This window comes from Bacillus sp. 41-22 (genome assembly GCF_025809295.1).
GTDB lineage: Bacteria > Bacillota > Bacilli > Bacillales > Bacillaceae_G > Bacillus_A > Bacillus_A mycoides.
Genome location: NZ_CP084035.1, coordinates 2818240 through 2835750 on the forward strand (window position 1 = coordinate 2818240; position 17511 = coordinate 2835750).

General features: G+C 34.4%; 19 protein-coding genes and 2 pseudogenes. 7 read left to right on the top strand and 14 right to left on the bottom strand.

Annotated features, from left to right (window positions below; all coding sequences use genetic code 11):
- Nucleotides 1-34: 34 nt before the first annotated feature.
- The 3 genes and pseudogenes from LCF45_RS14390 to LCF45_RS14400 all read right to left on the bottom strand — a co-directional run.
- A complete protein-coding gene (locus tag LCF45_RS14390) occupies nucleotides 35-559 on the bottom strand; it encodes a cysteine hydrolase family protein (protein WP_201031270.1) in 525 nt (174 codons plus the stop codon).
- 42 nt (nucleotides 560-601) lie between these two features.
- Entirely contained in the window at nucleotides 602-1141 is a 540-nt protein-coding gene (locus LCF45_RS14395) for a GNAT family N-acetyltransferase (protein ID WP_002127871.1), read from the bottom strand.
- A gap of 22 nt (nucleotides 1142-1163) precedes the next feature.
- Nucleotides 1164-1459 (bottom strand): annotated as a pseudogene (locus tag LCF45_RS14400) (YfzA family protein); the annotation flags it as partial.
- Nucleotides 1460-1671: 212 nt separating this feature from the next.
- Between LCF45_RS14400 and LCF45_RS14405 the strand changes: the two are divergent.
- Together LCF45_RS14405 and LCF45_RS14410 are read left to right on the top strand one after the other, a co-directional pair.
- On the top strand, nucleotides 1672-2091 hold the full coding sequence (locus tag LCF45_RS14405; protein ID WP_263892835.1) for an SgcJ/EcaC family oxidoreductase: 420 nt from the start codon (nucleotides 1672-1674) through the stop codon (nucleotides 2089-2091).
- A gap of 120 nt (nucleotides 2092-2211) precedes the next feature.
- The gene (locus LCF45_RS14410; protein WP_002127873.1) at nucleotides 2212-2715 is read left to right on the top strand and encodes a kinase; all 504 of its coding nucleotides are present in this window, start codon (nucleotides 2212-2214) and stop codon (nucleotides 2713-2715) included.
- Between the two features lie 29 nt (nucleotides 2716-2744).
- Here LCF45_RS14410 and LCF45_RS14415 read toward each other — a convergent pair whose 3' ends face one another.
- The 3 genes from LCF45_RS14415 to LCF45_RS14425 form a co-directional block, all read right to left on the bottom strand.
- Complete coding sequence (locus LCF45_RS14415) at nucleotides 2745-3419, bottom strand: hypothetical protein (protein ID WP_016120402.1); 675 nt, start codon at nucleotides 3417-3419, stop codon at nucleotides 2745-2747.
- A 500-nt stretch (nucleotides 3420-3919) separates the two neighbouring features.
- Entirely contained in the window at nucleotides 3920-5440 is a 1521-nt protein-coding gene (gene entB / locus LCF45_RS14420) for a cell wall-binding protein EntB (RefSeq protein WP_254865057.1), read from the bottom strand.
- 216 nt (nucleotides 5441-5656) lie between these two features.
- Nucleotides 5657-6148, bottom strand: a complete 492-nt coding sequence (locus LCF45_RS14425) for a hypothetical protein (protein ID WP_002127879.1) — start codon at nucleotides 6146-6148, stop codon at nucleotides 5657-5659.
- A gap of 261 nt (nucleotides 6149-6409) precedes the next feature.
- Between LCF45_RS14425 and LCF45_RS14430 the strand changes: the two genes are divergently transcribed.
- The gene (locus LCF45_RS14430; RefSeq protein WP_078203503.1) at nucleotides 6410-6790 is read left to right on the top strand and encodes a VOC family protein; all 381 of its coding nucleotides are present in this window, start codon (nucleotides 6410-6412) and stop codon (nucleotides 6788-6790) included.
- A 52-nt stretch (nucleotides 6791-6842) separates the two neighbouring features.
- The gene (locus tag LCF45_RS14435) at nucleotides 6843-7328 is read left to right on the top strand and encodes a GNAT family N-acetyltransferase (protein ID WP_078203504.1); all 486 of its coding nucleotides are present in this window, start codon (nucleotides 6843-6845) and stop codon (nucleotides 7326-7328) included.
- A 100-nt stretch (nucleotides 7329-7428) separates the two neighbouring features.
- On the opposite strand, the gene LCF45_RS14440 is transcribed toward LCF45_RS14435, so the two are convergent.
- Together LCF45_RS14440 and LCF45_RS14445 are read right to left on the bottom strand one after the other, a co-directional pair.
- Nucleotides 7429-7974 (bottom strand): NADPH-dependent FMN reductase, encoded by a 546-nt coding sequence (locus tag LCF45_RS14440; protein WP_088291005.1) that lies wholly within the window; start codon nucleotides 7972-7974, stop codon nucleotides 7429-7431.
- Nucleotides 7975-8064: 90 nt separating this feature from the next.
- Nucleotides 8065-8204, bottom strand: a pseudogene (locus LCF45_RS14445) (RNA polymerase subunit sigma); the annotation flags it as partial.
- Nucleotides 8205-8418: 214 nt separating this feature from the next.
- Here LCF45_RS14445 and LCF45_RS14450 point away from each other — a divergent pair.
- A complete protein-coding gene (locus LCF45_RS14450) occupies nucleotides 8419-8817 on the top strand; it encodes a hypothetical protein (protein ID WP_263894888.1) in 399 nt (132 codons plus the stop codon).
- The gene (gene tnpB / locus LCF45_RS14455; RefSeq protein WP_002185576.1) at nucleotides 8798-8926 is read left to right on the top strand and encodes an IS66 family insertion sequence element accessory protein TnpB; all 129 of its coding nucleotides are present in this window, start codon (nucleotides 8798-8800) and stop codon (nucleotides 8924-8926) included. Before LCF45_RS14450 ends, tnpB begins: the two co-directional genes overlap by 20 nt.
- A 263-nt stretch (nucleotides 8927-9189) precedes the next feature.
- Here tnpB and LCF45_RS14460 read toward each other — a convergent pair whose 3' ends face one another.
- Nucleotides 9190-9726 (bottom strand): DinB family protein, encoded by a 537-nt coding sequence (locus LCF45_RS14460; protein ID WP_016127168.1) that lies wholly within the window; start codon nucleotides 9724-9726, stop codon nucleotides 9190-9192.
- A gap of 112 nt (nucleotides 9727-9838) precedes the next feature.
- Entirely contained in the window at nucleotides 9839-10885 is a 1047-nt protein-coding gene (locus tag LCF45_RS14465; protein ID WP_263892837.1) for a DUF2332 domain-containing protein, read from the bottom strand.
- A 432-nt stretch (nucleotides 10886-11317) separates the two neighbouring features.
- On the opposite strand from LCF45_RS14465, the gene LCF45_RS14470 reads away from it, so the two are divergent.
- Nucleotides 11318-12820 carry a malate:quinone oxidoreductase gene (locus LCF45_RS14470; RefSeq protein WP_044438243.1) on the top strand — a complete coding sequence of 501 codons (1503 nt, stop codon included), beginning with the start codon at nucleotides 11318-11320 and terminating at the stop codon, nucleotides 12818-12820.
- A gap of 136 nt (nucleotides 12821-12956) precedes the next feature.
- Here the strand turns inward: LCF45_RS14470 and lsrB are convergent, their stop codons facing one another.
- From lsrB to LCF45_RS14490, 4 genes are read right to left on the bottom strand one after another with little or no spacing between them, the layout of a single operon-like run.
- Complete coding sequence (lsrB, locus tag LCF45_RS14475) at nucleotides 12957-14000, bottom strand: autoinducer 2 ABC transporter substrate-binding protein LsrB (RefSeq protein WP_002168150.1); 1044 nt, start codon at nucleotides 13998-14000, stop codon at nucleotides 12957-12959.
- Nucleotides 13997-14995, bottom strand: coding sequence for an ABC transporter permease (locus LCF45_RS14480; protein WP_002168149.1), 999 nt, complete (start codon nucleotides 14993-14995; stop codon nucleotides 13997-13999). The genes lsrB and LCF45_RS14480 overlap by 4 nt, the downstream gene beginning before the upstream one ends.
- Nucleotides 14992-15960, bottom strand: coding sequence for an ABC transporter permease subunit (locus LCF45_RS14485; RefSeq protein WP_263892838.1), 969 nt, complete (start codon nucleotides 15958-15960; stop codon nucleotides 14992-14994). The genes LCF45_RS14480 and LCF45_RS14485 overlap by 4 nt, the downstream gene beginning before the upstream one ends.
- Complete coding sequence (locus LCF45_RS14490; RefSeq protein WP_002168147.1) at nucleotides 15957-17450, bottom strand: sugar ABC transporter ATP-binding protein; 1494 nt, start codon at nucleotides 17448-17450, stop codon at nucleotides 15957-15959. Before LCF45_RS14490 ends, LCF45_RS14485 begins: the two co-directional genes overlap by 4 nt.
- Nucleotides 17451-17511 lie beyond the last annotated feature (61 nt).

A 17511-nucleotide genomic window follows, 5' to 3' on the forward strand; every position in this document is an offset into this window, starting at 1 on the left:
AAGCTGCCCCATTAAGAGACAGCAACTTCTGTAATTACGCTTTTACTTTTAAATCTTTTAACGTAATAACATCTGCAAATGATCCAAATACAACATTATGATGTTTTACAATATCTTCAGCGCGTAATACATCTGTGTCAAATGTGCTATGTGCATCACTTACTAATGTTACTTTATACCCTTCACTAAACGCTCTTCGCGTTGTCGTATCAACACAGTACTCTGTTTGCATTCCTGAAATAATAACATGCTCAATCCCTTTTCCTTGTAACACTTCGTTTAGGTTTGTCTTATGGAATGAATCTGGCGTCGTCTTTTCAACGATACTATCACCATCTTGTGGTGCAATCGCTGCATGTACTTGCCAGCCAGCTGTACCTTTTTCTAACGGGTGATTTTTTGGCCCATTATGTTGTACATAAATAATCGGAATACTATTTGAACGACATTCCTCAATAAGATTTTGTAATGTTTCTAAAAACTTTTCCCCATTATGTACTGGCATTCCTGCTGTATACATACCCACTTGCACATCAATAACTATTAATGCTTTTTTCATTTCACACAGCTCCCTTTGTTTGTATAAGCCTTTGCATATTCATTATGATAGTTTAAATTCTATCATCCAACAATCTTCTAATTTCCCCTCATGTAACTCATGTTCCTTTAAAATCTTCACCTTTTTAAATCCACATTTTTCATAACAGCTTATCGCACGTTCATTATTTACTCTAGGATCCATCGCTATCGCTTCTGCTCCTAAACTCTCCATAATGTATGTACTTGCTGATTGAACAAGTTTTGTGCCAATTCCTTTTCCCCAATACACTGGTTCACCGATGAATTGGTCCATGCCCCATATATTTTGTGATTCTTCATATCCATATAAAGCTTTCCATTCAGAATCAACAGGATACATTTGTATATAACCGATCGATATTTCATTGAATTCTACTAGACATCGTTTTTCATTACTATTTGGATTATGTATAAAATGTTCAAGTACATTCTCTATAGATTGCGGATTATCTCTTCCTTCGTAGTACTGCAGGACTTCTGGATCTGTTAACCATTTTGAAATGATAGATGCATCGTTTTTTGTTACGTATCTAACCGATAAATTTTCTTTTTGAAATAGCATATTACACCTCTTTGTTAATAGCTTAAATCTTTGTATTTTCCCTTGATGTTAAATCTTTAATTGCGCCTATTAATGCGTATATAGTAGTAATGCAATGATAAAAAATGCTGTATACAAGTTAAATTGTGAAGTTTTATACGGAGCAAATGTTTCTGTAAAGAACTGTGAGTTCATAATTCTTTCAAATAATCCCCCTTCACTAAATTTCGGAGGCCACCATGAGTTTAAGTCACAGAAGAAAAATATGAATTGCATAACAAGAAATGCAAAAAGAGTGCATACCCAGTCTCGCTTCCAAAAAGACTGAGCCTTTTTTGTTACTTACTCTATTTAACATCCCTCTTTATTATCCATTACATTGATTATATACTTAACCTTATTTAATTATCGAAAAATTCATTTCATTCCCCTTGCTACAAATCATACTTCCGCCTATATTTTAATTAAAATAAATACTACTATCGTTGGAGGATAATGTGATTTTCCCGTAATAAAATAAAAGTAATAAACAATAAATTGGAGGAATTCACATGACTAAATACTATAATTCCAAAGAAGAATTACAATTAGGGATGAAGCACATTGAACAAACCATTCATGAAGTTGAAGCTGCATTCAATAAACATGATGCCGATGAACTTGATCGTCACTTTACATTACAAGCTTCATGGGTAAATGTCTTAGGAATTCGCCTCTCGGGCTGGAAACAAATCAATGAAGCTCACAAAATTCTTTTAGCAGGACCACTTCACAACTCTTATGCACAGTATGAAATTGAAGACATTCATTTCATACGTTCCGATGTAGCTATCGTACACATTAAACAATATCCAACAACTTCTGAAGGAACGATAATAGAAAATGAACAAAGTAGCCTCGCTATGTATGTTATGGTTAAAGAAAAAGATACGTGGAAAATTGCATCTGGACAAAATACATTCGTACAATAACTCTTCGCATAACACCACTCGTTTACAAAGCTAAAATAAGCTCTGTAAACGAGTTTATTCTGAAAATCTAATATAGCCCTACTGAAAATTGTCTAATAAAAACACATAGGAGATGAGACTTTGAAATCAACATTAATCATTCTTCGAGGGAACTCCGCAAGCGGTAAGACAACAATCGCAAAAGAATTACAAGAACATTTCGGTCACGGAACACTTCTAGTCTCTCAAGATGTCGTTCGTAGGGAAATGCTAAAAGTTCACGACACATTGGGCAACCTATCTCATGATTTAATTTTTGAGATTACGAAGTACGGAAAAGGAAAATGTGAATTTGTCATTTTAGAAGGTATATTAAACAGTCGTAGATATGGAGATATGTTGAAAGAATTAATACATTATTTTGACGGAAACGCATATACATATTACTTCGATTTATCGCTAGATGAAACAATTAAACGGCATAATACGAGAGAAAAACGACTTGAATTTGGAGAAGATTTATTGAGGAAATGGTATAACCCGCACGATACAATTGAAGTTGATAAAGAAACTATTTTTACAGATGATTTCATTCAAAAAGACATCTTTCATGCGATTCTTAATGATGTGACACATCAAAAATAAGACTGACTTTTTATGTCAGTCTTATTCTTTTATATTCCTTGAATTTCAGTTTTCATAACGGAACAATCTTTACATACATAATAATATATATTCATTTCCCCAAACTGGAAATCAACTACTGAAATAAGTTCCCGTTCTTCAAGATCTTGTGTAATTGTAGCAACATATTTCATCTCTTTCGAACAAGTTGGACATCCTAAATCTTCTGGAACATCATCGTATAGGGGCGCTCCTACCAATCTACATACATATTCCGAACCGAATAAGTCAAAAGCTTCCCAGTAACTATCTTCATCAGTAGGTATATCTTCATTTTTCATATTCGTTAGCTTTACATTAGTTTTTGGAAGATTGACCGGTAGCTTATACTCAGCTTCCATAATCCACTCTTCCGTATTGTCTTGTTTTATTATTTGTACCGTTTTGCCCCCATTACTTAATTGAAAATATTGCGGCTCCCACACCATCGCACAATTCAAGCAAGAGATGAATGGTAATACAATCAATTCATCATTTTTAAGTTCAGCAAGTTTCTCATCTTTCAAATCAAAACAAAAAATTTGATGCATTTTCTCACCGCATAACTTACACAATGGTACTTCACAATCTTGACCACCGAAATAATGATTATATGAATCTTTCCCTTCCATTACTCTATACCCTTTTATTCCATCCCAATGTTCGCCATATAATTCCATTGTCATATTCTATCCTCTTCTCGCTTATAAAGGTAATCCTCGATACTAATCTTTTAATAACTTTCGGTACATAAAACATTTTTTATTGTTGCTAATCATCATTTTTCTCATTCTTATCACCGTTATCTTTTTGGTATGAATACGATAATAAAATAATAACAATTTACAAGAAGACTGAGTTCTGTATCCATTCTGACACTATAGGGATTTGGAACGTTATAAACCCTAGTATAAGACTAAATAAAACAATTACTATTTTATGAATATTTTTCTCCTATTTATCTAATTGTATTTTAATAGTGATAGAAGAACAATATGGTTGTCAGAAATACAAATAAGGATTATATAATTCAATAGGGTTACTTTTACTGCTCACGGTACTCAGCAGCAAAATTAAGGTTTTATTCTTTTACATATCCTTCAAATTTTTTCAATGAATCACATTAAGGTAAAAAATAAAAGCCAGTCTCAATAAAGAGAACTGACTTCTATTTGGATAACCATTATTATAAAATTTTCACTTTAACAGTTTGTCTTCCCCAGTTCATAGCTTTACTTTTTGAACCCATTAAAACATCAATACGATTTCCTTTAATAGCACTACCAGTATCACCAGCAATAGCTTCTCCATAACCTTCTACCCATACTTTAGATCCTAATGGGATTACCTTCGGATCTACTGCAATAATTCTCATATTAGGATTTTCCGTTAAATCATGACCCATCGCAGTTAAAACGCGTCCACCATATGTACCATTTTCACTTGGATCAGCAGTATATGCTGTCGCTACTACCGTTAATTCACGTTTAGCAGACTGTGTGTTATTTTTAGATACTTCTTGTGTCTTTGTTGCTTCTTTTGCTTTCGCTTTTTCTATTTCTCGTGCTTGCGCTTCTTCCTTAGCCTTTGCTATTTCCTGCGATTTTGCTTTTGCTTCTTCTTTTGCTTTTTCTATTTCTCGTGCTTTTGCTTCTTCCTTAGCCTTTGCTATTTCTTGTGCTTTTGCTTTTTCCATTTCTCGTACTTTTGCTTCTTCCTTAGCTTTTGCTATTTCTTGCGCTTTCGCTTCTTCTTTTACTTTTTCTATTTCTTGTGCTTTTGCTTCTTCCTTAGCTTTTGCTATTTCTTGCGCTTTCGCTTCTTCTTTTACTTTTTCTATTTCTTGTGCTTCTTCCTTAGCCTTTGCTATTTCTTGCGCTTTTTCTTCTTCCTTAGCCTTTGCTATTTCTTGTGCTTTTGCTTTTTCCATTTCTCGTACTTTTGCTTCTTCCTTAGCTTTTGCTATTTCTTGCGCTTTCGCTTCTTCTTTTACTTTTTCTATTTCTTGTACTTTTGCTTCTTCCTTGGTCTTTGCTATTTCTTCTGCTTTCGTTTCTTCCTTAACTTTTACTCTCTCTGTTACTTTCGCTTCTTCTTTAGGCTTTACTATTTCTTCTGCTTTCGTTTCTTTCTGCTCTTTTGTTGTTTCTTTCGCTTTTGCTATTTCTTGTACTTTTGCTTCTTTCTGCGTTTTTACTTCTTCCTTTGCTTTAACTGCTTTTTGTACTTTCGCTACTCGCTTCGTTTTCTCTTCAGCTTTCTTTTCAATTGGTGCTGTACTTGATAGGAAAGAAACATTTGCATAAGCTGTTTTTCCTTTATACTCAAATTGCAGCCATCCATCTTTTACTTGATGTGTTGATTCAATTACATCATCTTGTTTCAGTCTGCCAAGAATTTCTGATTCTGTGTTTGCTTCAGTACGTACATTTAATAGGTTTGCTGTTACATGATAAATATCTTTTGTATACTCCGAACTTACAAATAATTCTTTACCATTTAAATCAATTTTTGACCATCCTTCTTCAGTATGTATGACCTTTAACTTTTGTCCTTCTTTTACTTTTTCGACAATTTTTGATTCCGTAGTTGGCTTTTCACGTACGTTAAGTACATCCGCTGTTACGATAGTTTCTGCGATAGCAGATGTGGTAAAAGCCCCCAATCCAAGAACTGTTGCTGTTGCTGCGCCAATTATTTTTTTCATATTAGCCTCCATTGCGTTTTTTTGAGTTCTATCAAATGCTTCCATAAAATTAGGGAATTCCACAGAGTATCAAAACATTTGTAACAGTATATTAATACCACTTAATATACTGTTTTTAAAACTTTCTACTCCAATATTATCAAATTTTCATTTCTAATTCTATACATTATAAATCTACTTATCTTCTATAAACTCTTCATGACCTTCTACTTCACACTAGATAGTTGTCGCAATTCCTGCCAAAAATAAACTTACAATTGCTAAAAATGGCGTTCCAGCTATTGCACCTCTTAAGTGAAACTTATAGTCTTTATATCCTTTCATTTCCTCAGTACTAGGAATAACAACAAATCTTGGAGTAATCCAGCAAAATATAAGCCAATCGATTATTAATAAATCTACTAAATTGAAAATCATTACAATCCCAAAAGTATGTAAATAGGCCTCAATATACAATAATTTTCCATGGTGATGTAGTATATATGTAGAAACTAAAGGCGTTCCGAAGAGAATAATATTGTAAATAATTCCGAAATAAAACGTTTGTTTTTTTTCATTTATCGATTTTGGCAAAACTACTTTTTGAATATCTTTCGGATAATCATTTAACCAAAGGCGAGGATTATAATACGTAGACCCTAATATCATAATAGACAGTATAAAAGACATGGAAATACCGGCAATCACCATTTGTTCAAATTGCCCCACAAATGTCCCTCCTTATTTGAAATTTTGACGTACGTAATTCACTTAATTAGACATTGTATGCATGTTATGACTTAAAAATTATCTAATACCATTAATAATTTTTTTTCATTACAATCCGCTTTTTCCTAACGTCCATTCTTATTTCTTGCAATATGCATGCAAATTTAATAAAGTGAACATCTAATTAGTGTTGTTGAATTTCGCTAATTATTACAGAGTACATATTTTTTAATTTACATAAAGAATGGGTTAGTGAAACGAATGAAAATCGAACATATAGCAATTTGGGTAAATGATTTAGAATTAATGCGTACTTTCTATACAAAGTACTTTAACGGTAAAGCAAACTCTTTATATCATAATGAAGCAAAACACTTTGAATCTTATTTTATTACATTCGAATCTGGAGCGCGCCTTGAAATTATGCGTAAGAAAGGCATAGAAAACGAGCCTAACCTAAATATCACTGGCTATGCACACATGGCTTTCTCTGTTGGTAGTGACGAACGTGTAAATGAACTAACAAAAACGTTAAAAGAAGCTGGTTCTCCTTTATTAAATGGACCACGTTTCACTGGAGATGGCTATTACGAAAGTGTAATTAGTGATCCGGAAGGCAATCAAATAGAGATCACTATTTAACTATCGTTTATCTTTTCTGAAGAACTAATAAAAATTCGTTTGGAGGGACCCTATGCATAAACTGCATTTCAAAAAATTTGAAGCAACAGATTTTAGTCCATATTTCCACCTCGTATCAAATGAAAGAGTGATGGCACAAATTACAGAGCGTGCTATTCCGCTAGAAGAGGCACAAAACGACTATGAAAAATTGTTAAGGCGCAATGAAAAACATAAACTGTTTGGGTCTTATAAAGTTTATGACAGTGCAACAAATGAATTTATCGGCCTTGGACATGTAACAGTGAATGAAGATAATGTAAAAGAAGCTGAAATTGGGTATATGATTTTGCCAGAGCACTGGGGAAAAAGATATGGTAGTTATATCGCAAGAGAATTAATTGAAATAGCGAAGCAGACAGATGTAAGCGTACTAAAAGCAATTATCGATCCGAGCAATACCCCCTCTCGGAAGATTTTACTAAACGTTGGTTTTACATCTGAAAAAGTTTGCGAGATTGATGGATTGCCTGGGGAGATTTTGAGTACATATATTTAACTATATAAAAAGGCAATGCTACATTTGAACTAACCGTAGCATTGCCTTTATCTTTTTTTATTATAAAAGTCCCATTTTCACCTTAATACGAACTAAATCACTATTTCTTTATCTCGTCTACTACACTTTGAACTAAAGAGATAAGAGCTTTCTTTGTATCCTCATCTGTTACTTTTGCATCATCACTAAATTTAGTTCGCACAGATGGGATTAATAACGAGCCATTTTGAACGACAATTGTATCTAGCATACCTAGTGTAAGTAATAAAGATTCATGGGCTTTATCCCCTCCCGTAATTGATGGTGAAGCTGTTATAATAGCCACTGGCTTTTTATAAAGTTCCGCTGATGAAACAAGCCATTCTAAAGCATTCTTCAAAACTCCTGGAATACTTTTTGCATACTCTGGTGTACAAATAATAAGTGCATGTGTTTCACTTAATGTCTTTCGAAATTCTTCAACAACAACCGGTGCTCCAACTCGATCTACATCCGGATTAAAATGAGGTAGTTCCTCTATCCCATTATAAATAGTGTAATCTATACCTTCTGGAATAAATGCTGCTAAAGTTTTTAATATGTTTGTGTTGGATGATCCTTCCCTAATACTTCCTGAAATCGCTATGATTTTTTTGTGTATACTCATATGATCCCCTCCTACAAACATCATACTTATGCAGCCAGAGAAAAATCAAAAATATTGAACTATTTAACAAGCTGTACATTCATCAATTTTGACATCTTGCTTTTGATTCCCTAATAAAAATACTACTGTCTATAAATATCTTTACTTGCTAATTTATAAATAACTCGAAAGGCTTCTTGGTCCCCAGACTCCATTTTATACAGCCATTCTTTTAATTCTACTTCATCCAAAATTACGTTCCCCTCTCATGAGCTTTCACACTATATTCGCCCGTTTCTCACAAAAGGTTCATTTTACATAAAAATTTATTTATTACAATGAAAATATACTATATATTTTACAGAAAGGAGGATTCGTATAATGAACAAAGAAGACAAACTTTATGCTGAAAATGTATTAAAACATCTCTTCATAGGAGCACAAGTTGATGGATTGTAATTTGGTATTTCTCCAACAACTATAAAAATTCATTTTACAAATTTTGAAGCTGCAGTTGATTATGATGGGCAATTATATATCAACATCGAATCGAAATGGTTTTTATTTCATACTCCACCAGAAAAGTACCCTTCTAATGAGGATGAATTTGACGATTATACTGAGGAGGAAGAATATAAGAGAATTTTTGAAATGAGAAGAAAAAAAGTTACAGACATACAACTAGGTAAGGCAACTCCGCATTTAATTATTACATTTGAAAATGGGCAAATCATGTTTGTAAATGGTTTTCATGACTATTATGAATGCTGGCAAGCTGGGGTCCAATTTGATGATTGGCTTGTAGTTGCTGCACCTGGGAATGAAATCGCTACTTGGACTCCCGATGAATTTACTAATAAATAAGCCGTCAGAAATCACAATAGAAAAAGTATATCTTACACAAGGGGAAACAGATTTACGTAAATCAATTGATGGACTAGCGACTGTTGTAAAAGAAGAATTTGAAATTTAAAATCACCCCGTTTTAACAGGAAAAAGTGGCATTTTTACTATTTCTAATGTTCGCTAATGCTTATTGCGTGATTTGGTTTCATTGCTACACAAACCCCAATACCCACTCTTAACTTGATGGGCATGTATAGTGCCCCCGATTAGCATCAACGAGAAGGAATAGACCTTGTAAAAAAACATTTATAATTCCACTGATACGCAGAAAAATAAAAAGAGAATAATTCAGAAATTCCCTATGAATCATTCTCTTTTTATTTTCATATTTTAACATGCTGGATATGCATTAGAACCCAAATAACGTTCTTTTATAAGTTGACGATGATGAAGCTCATGACCAGCAATAATGTTTGCTAATGCAAGAACCGTGACTTCAGAATTGTTCGCAATTCCCCTTTGTAACCAAGCTTCTTTATCTAAACTTTTAAGCAAATGCATAGTAGATTGGCGAACAACTGTTAAATTCTCAAGAAGATCTTGCATAGATTGCTTATCAAAAGCTGCTCTAAGAACATACATATCATCGTTATATCCAGGAAGTTCTGCTGTCTCGCCTCTTGCTATGGAAAGCAATCGATACGCCATGATACGTTCAGTATCCGCAATATGACCGATTACTTCTTTTATACTCCATTTATTAGGAGCATATCTAAAATGTCCCTCACTATCAGAAATATCCTTCAACAAAAGATTCGTTTCCTTCATTTGTTGCTCTAGAATATGTATGATATCTCCATCTGGTATTAAGTCTATGTACGTTGAATAATACGGGTTATATTCATTTGCCTCTGGTCTCTTTTGCATGCTTATCATCCTTTTTATTTTATCCTTATATACAACTTATCATAAATTATTGTCATATTAATCAAAAAAATTAATTTTAAAACAAAATGTCTCCATCCTATATAGGATTACATTAACAAAGCGGCTTATCCCCAAGCCCCCAACTAAACCATCTCCCATGCCCTTCCGTTTCCCCAACAGTTTCACAATATTCGTTTCCGTTAATATAATAATCAATATGAAGGTCACGGTCCCACATGTTGTTATATAGGTGAAATACATCACGTTTTGCACCTATTTCTTTAATTTGTTTTTCTAGCTTATGTTTTACATTTTCAGGTATTTGATTTGCGACGTGTGTATGGAAAATGCAGATTACAGCATCTTCCCTTATTTGATTTGCAATGGCTGGAAGAAGTGCTACACCGTCCCCTTCAATTAATTGTACTGATTTTTCTTTTACAAGCGTTGCTGCTTGATCGAATAGTTCAAGTCTTTCTTTATGTTCTGGCCAAATAAGCGCGCGTAACCATAAATAATCTTCTTCATCATTTAAATTATTCACATGTAAATCTAGTCCGATTCTTTCCATAACAGGTGGACTTTGTTCTAAAAAGGAGGGCTTCTTCTCCCCTTTTATTTCTGATTGTAAATGAACATTTGATTGTCTATTTCCATACATTTCTTCCGTTCCATATGAATAACGATATTGATCCCAAAATAGTTGTAATCCCGCACTTGTACCAATTTCTATTAACGCCAATGGTTTGTTCACTTTATTAAATATGTAACAGAAACTTGGATATAAATAGGCACCTCGTCTTACTTCATTCGTTTGAACAAGTTTCGTTTGTAATAAAGAGATAATTTCTTCTTGATATACATGGCAAAAATCTTTAAATTGGTAAAAGGCATTTTCAAAATTTGTATCAGCATCTTCAACTAAACTATAATAATACCTTTTTAAACTGTGTTCTTTTCCTTTTAACAATAAATAATGGACTGCACCTAATAATAAGTTTGGGATTGGTTGACCAGGTTGTGCGTAGGAAGCTAACGTAAGAACTTCCTCATCTTCAGAAATTTCTATTGATAAATACTCGTATAAATCACTTGATCCTTTACATTCATTCTCAGAAAAATTCCGAAATAAGTTTGCGATTTGTTCTTTTGTAAGCATTGGTATCCCCCTTATTTTATTTTCAGAATAATCTTACCATTAATTTGTTATTTGCTCTATTTTTTCAAATTAGATGTAATAAAAACAGATTCTTACAAATTTCCAAAGATAAAAACTTAAAAATAAAAGTATTAGTAAGTTTTTTTGAGATAACATCAAACTGGAATTCTTCTCCAAATTCCGCTTTACTACTATGCTTTTTACCCTTATGACAGAAGAATTCTATGAAATAAAACGTTAAATAGTTTAAAATTATCAGATAACACTAGATATTTTAGTCTATTAATTATTATAATAGACTATGAGATGGTTATATAATTGAGACAAAAAAGGTAAGTACCTAGGTGGGGCCTAGGCGGTGTTTTCTTTTTACGGCTTAGATATAAAAAACACCTACTCTTTTTTGCCAATATAGGGGATGGAGAGATTATCATGAGCAACATGCAGCAAAAAACAGACGTTATCTTAATTGGCGCAGGAATTATGAGCGCAACGTTAGGATCATTACTTAAAGAATTGGCACCTGAATGGGAAATTAAAGTATTTGAAAAACTCGCTAATGCCGGAGAAGAAAGTTCTAACGAATGGAATAATGCTGGTACAGGACATTCTGCGCTATGTGAGCTTAACTATACATCCGAAAAATCTGACGGGTCTATAGATATTGGTAAAGCTGTAAAAGTAAATGAGCAATTTCAACTTTCAAGACAATTTTGGGCTTATCTTGTAAAAAGAAACTTAATTCGTAATCCACAAGATTTTATTATGCCACTACCTCATATGAGTTTGGTGCAAGGGGAAAAAAATGTAGAGTTTCTAAAAAAACGTTTTGAAGCGCTTTCAAAAAACGCTCTATTCCAAGGAATGGAATTTTCTGATGCACCTGACACATTAAAAAAATGGCTTCCACTCATTATGGAAGGTCGTAATTCTAATGAACCTATGGCTGCAACGAAAATTGACTCTGGAACAGATGTTAACTTCGGTGCGTTAACGCGCATGTTATTTGATTACTTAAAAACTAAAAATGTTGAGCTAAACTACAAACATAGTGTTGAAAATATTAAACGCACGAAGAATGGTTTGTGGGAAGTAAAAGTACATGATATGAATAGTGGCAAAATCGAACATCATACTGCAAAATTCGTCTTTATCGGCGGCGGTGGCGGTAGTCTACCTCTACTTCAAAAGACTGGTATTCCTGAGTCAAAACATATTGGAGGATTCCCAGTAAGTGGACTATTTATGGTATGTAAAAACCAAAAAATTGTAGAGCAGCATCATGCAAAAGTATACGGAAAAGCTAAAGTTGGTGCTCCACCAATGTCTGTACCTCACCTTGATACGAGATATATAGACAATAAAAAAGCTTTACTGTTTGGACCATTTGCAGGCTTCTCACCTAAATTCTTAAAAACTGGCTCAAACCTTGATTTAATTGGTTCTGTAAAACCGAATAACGTCTTAACGATGTTAGCAGCCGGTGTAAAAGAAATGGGATTAACAAAATACTTAATCCAACAAGTTATGTTATCACACGAAAAGCGTATGGAAGAATTACGTGAGTTTATTCCGAACGCTAAAAGTGAAGATTGGGATACTGTCGTTGCTGGACAACGTGTGCAGGTAATTAAAGATACTGATGCAGGTGGTAAAGGAACACTTCAATTTGGTACAGAAGTTGTTAGTGCAAATGACGGATCAATCGCTGCGTTACTTGGTGCTTCTCCAGGTGCTTCTACTGCGGTTCACGTTATGCTTGAAGTATTAGAAAAATGCTTCCCAGAACGTATACTAGAATGGGAGCCAAAGATAAAAGAAATGGTCCCTTCTTACGGCGTGTCACTTACGGAAAATCCAAGACTGTTCCAAGAGCTTCATGCTTCAACAGGACGCACACTTGGGTTAAATGAAAAAGAAGCTGTTCACAATTAATGAATAGATTAAAAAAACGACATAATAAAAACGTCCGATATATTCGGACGTTTTTATTATGTCTGACGAAGAAATATAGTGACTAAAATTATATCAGCGATTCGACAAGAAATGAAAAATCTCCGTTAACTCTCAACTAGAAATTATATTTATCAATATTATCCTTCATAAATACAACTCGTTCAGGAAGTACGATAATACCGTTTCCTTCTGCCTCATAGTCATACCCTTGAATAGAGTTTGGTTCTACTTTCACTTTGCCGATTCCTTTTACTTCGAAGCTATCCCCTACTTTTAATTTTTTCCCTTTTACAACAATTTCATTTGCGACATACGTTGCGAGTGCACCTTGTTGTTTTACATCCCATAATCCAAATTGTTGTACCGTTCCTCGTTTTACATAATCACGCATAACGTTCGGTGTCGAAAAACCAGTTACGACTACTTTTTTATCCATTTTCAAATTTTCAGCTGCTTGCGCCATCGCTGGAAGTGCTGTTGCATCTGGACATATTACTGCGTTAATATCTGGATACGTTTTTAAAATACTCTCTCCTACTGATAAAGATTTTTGCGCATTATTTTCACCATATTGCGTCGTTACAATTTCCCAATTCGGATATTTCTCTTTAATAATCTCTTTTGCCTTCGTTACCCATTGATTTTGATCTGTTACAGTCGGGCTTGAATAAAAGAATGCTACTTTTCCTTTATCTCCAATTTGCTTCGAAGTCATTTCAATTAATAAGTTTGCAAGTTGGTCTGGTGTACCTTGGCTAATATAAAACGAACGGTCTTTCGGATTCACATCAGAATCCCACGTTAATACTGTCATTCCTTTTTTCTTTGCACGTTGTAATGATTGCGAGAGACCATCAACTGACGTAGATGAAACCATAATCGCATCATAGTTTTGGTTAATAAAATTGTTTATATATTTTACTTGCCCGGATACACTTGCCTCAGACGGTCCATCGTACTTCACTTGTACACCTAACTTATCTCCCATCTCTTTTGCACCTTCACCGCCTGATGTGAAGAAGCCAACTCCCGTTAATTTCGGAATGAACGCAAATTTTACATCATCTACTTTTTTCTTATCCGCTGTTTGGCTAGAACAAGCAATTAAACCGATTAAACAAATACACATAATCATAACAATCCCCAATTTTCTCTTCATGACATTTCCCCCTTATGCAAATCCCTTCTTTTCCCCGTGGTGAATCGTTGTAATTTGAAATGTCTCATAATAACAGAAATAATAAGGATAATACCTATTACTACATTTGATTGTTCATTCGTTAAGCCCGTCATTTGCAAACCGTACTGCATGAGTCCTATAAAAATACTTGCTAGTACCGTCCCAATAACACTCCCTTTTCCGCCCGTAATAAGTGTGCCGCCTAATACAACTGCCGTAATAACTGGCAAAATCGTTTCACTTCCAATATCAGCACGAGCAGAACCAAAATAAGCTGTTAAGAAAGCTCCTCCTAATCCACCTCCTACCCCAGAAAGTACGTAAGCAATAATCACCACTTTCTTCGTTCGAATACCGGAATATTTCGCCGTACTTTCATTTACGCCAGTTAATTTTGCGTAGCGACCATATGTTGTACGGTGAAACAATATCGTAAATACTATCGTTAAAATAACAAGGAGCCATAATAGATTAGGTATACCGATAAAACTACCATTTGCCAGTTGCACATACGAATCTGGTAAACCACTTATTCCTTCATAGCCCGCTGCACCCGAACCACCTGAAATAACAAGGGCGATTCCCGCATATAAAAACATCGTTCCAAGTGTAACAACAAGAGGTTCTACATCTGTCATTTTTATAATAAGTCCATTTAATCCGCCCGCTATACAACTTACTACGAGCGCAATGATAACAGCCAACAGTATAGGCATGCCATTCATCCAAAGTACTCCGATAAGAATCGAAGTAAGCCCCATAATAGATCCTACTGAAACATCAATTCCACCAGTTACAATGACAAATGTCATCGGAATAGCCGCGATTGAAATAATGAGGAAATCGTTCATACTAAAAAGGAGGTTACTAATGTTTAAGAAATCACTATTTATGAAACTAAAGAGAATGAATTCTACGAGAAGCAATATGAGAAGAACCCCTTCCCATCTATACAAGCTACGTATTCCTTTCATAGATTCACCCTCCTTTCTTCTAATTGCCGGAGTTTCTTCCATTTTTTTAAGACACTATCTAATACGATGATGAGTAGAAGTAAAAATCCTGAAATAGCACTATTCCAAAATGCAGGTATTTTTAAAAAGACGAGTGAACTGCTTATCACTTCTAAGAAGAATGCACCTAATGCCGCTCCAAATATAGAGCCTGTTCCTCCTTTTAAATGAATACCACCTAAAACAGCAGCGGCGATAACTTGCAATTCTATTCCTGTACCTGTTTGATTTGGAACGAATCCAATATTCATTACGAATATACATCCAGCGAGCCCAGCGCTTATGCCTGATATGATAAACGCGTATATTTTCACTTTATCTACATGTATTCCAATAAGCCTTGCACCATCTTCATTATCACCGACCGCATAAAAATATCTTCCAATTTGAACTTTCATTAAAAAGAAATATAGTAGTAGTAATATGATAAGAACGGTCCATACCGTTATCGGAAGGCCTAACATCATAATAGAAGCAATTTGTTTATACTCATTCGGAATATCTTCAATCCACTTTCCGCCCGTAAATATTAACATTGCACCTCTAATAATACCGAGCATTCCTAATGTCATAATGATAGCTGGCACTCGAAATTTCGTAACGCCAATTCCGTTTACCATACCAATAAGAGCACCAAATATAATTGCCGCAAATATCGAAATAAAGGCACTGTATCCATCTGTTAACAACATCCCGCAAACCGCAGCGCTTAATCCCATAATAGACCCTACTGATACATCTATATTTTTCGTAAACAATACGAAAGATTGACCAATTGCCAAAATAACTAAAATAACGCTTGATTTCATAATTAAAGATAAAGAGCTAAACTGCACAAAACTCGGATTCATTACTCCAACGAAGGCTATGTAAAGAAGTAATAAAATAATAATAGACGTCTCATGCATTTTAAATAAACGTTTCACTCCGTTACACCTCTCTTTCCTCCGTACGCAAGGCGTGTAACTTCATCAATACAAATTTCCTTCTTCTCTAAATGAGAGACGAATTCTCCGTTTCTCATCACATATACCCGATTCGCTAATTGAACAATTTCTTCTACATCTGAAGAGATTAATATGATCGCAAGTCCCTCTCTCTTCAAACTTTGTATCGTTTCGTATACTTCTAGTCTTGCTTTCGCATCAATACCGCGGGTCGGTTCATCAAGAATAATCACTTTCGGATTACATGCAAGATATTTTGCTAGCACGACCTTCTGTTGGTTCCCACCTGATAAAGACGTCATTTTCTCATTCATATGAGGGACAACAATTCGAAACTGTTTTATATACAACTCTGATAAAGCGCTTTCTTTTTTGTTGTTTAAAAAGAAGCTACTCATACTGTTTAAAGATGCAGATGTTATATTTTCCTTAACAGACGCAATTGAAAATATACCATTCCCTGCCCGGTCCTCCGGTACATACACCATACCTTCCTTTATTCGCTTATGTACCGAATACTTCGTAATGGATGTTCCCTCTAATAAAACGGAACCTGATTTCAAAGGCATTAATCCAAATATTGATTCAGCTAATTCAGTCCTACCTGATCCGACAATACCTGAAATCCCGACAATTTCTCCAGCGTGTACAGTTAATGATACATTTTGAAAAGCATAACTAGACGCATTCATGACATCTAATACTTTTTCCGAATGCTCTATTTCTTCTTGCGCGATTTCTTTCTTCTCCTCAAGTTTATAATCTTTCGGTAATAACCCCTCCATTAGCATGTCATATGTATAGCTTGATACATCCCCTTGACTTACAATCATACCGTCACGCAAAATTGCTACTTTATTTGCAATTTCAAAGATTTCTGGAAAACGATGCGTAATGTATATCATGCCAATTCCTTTTTCTCTTAAGCTTTTTATCAACACAAAAAGACTCTTAATTTCATGAGTTGTTAATGTCGATGTTGGCTCATCTAAAATAAGAATCTCAGCTTCCCTTATTAATCCCCTCAATATTTCTACTAATTGTTGCTGGGCAATGGATAACGATAACCCTAGCTTATGAAGTTGAATGTTCCAACCTAAGCCTTCTAGCAACTTATTAATTTTATTTCGAAGTTCTTTCTTTTTCGCTTTCATTCCGATACAAATGTTCTCTTCAATTGTCATATGCGGAAAGATGAGTGGCTCTTGTGGTATTAAATATATGCTATGTTGATGTGCTTCTGCTGTGTTTGAAAACTGTTGTACTTTCCCTTTCACATACATCTTGCCAGCATCGTATGAATACAAGCCCGTTAATATTTTCATTAACGTTGATTTCCCAGCACCATTCCCTCCGACTAAAGCGTATACATCTCCAGGCTCTAATTGTAAATTCACTTCTTTTAATACGAGTTGATCTGCAAATGATTTACTCATCTTTGTAACTTGTAATAAGGGCACGTTCTCCACATGTTGTCACCTGCCTTTATGCAGAACATTTTTTGAGAAAATGATTTTTTGTTCTACTTGT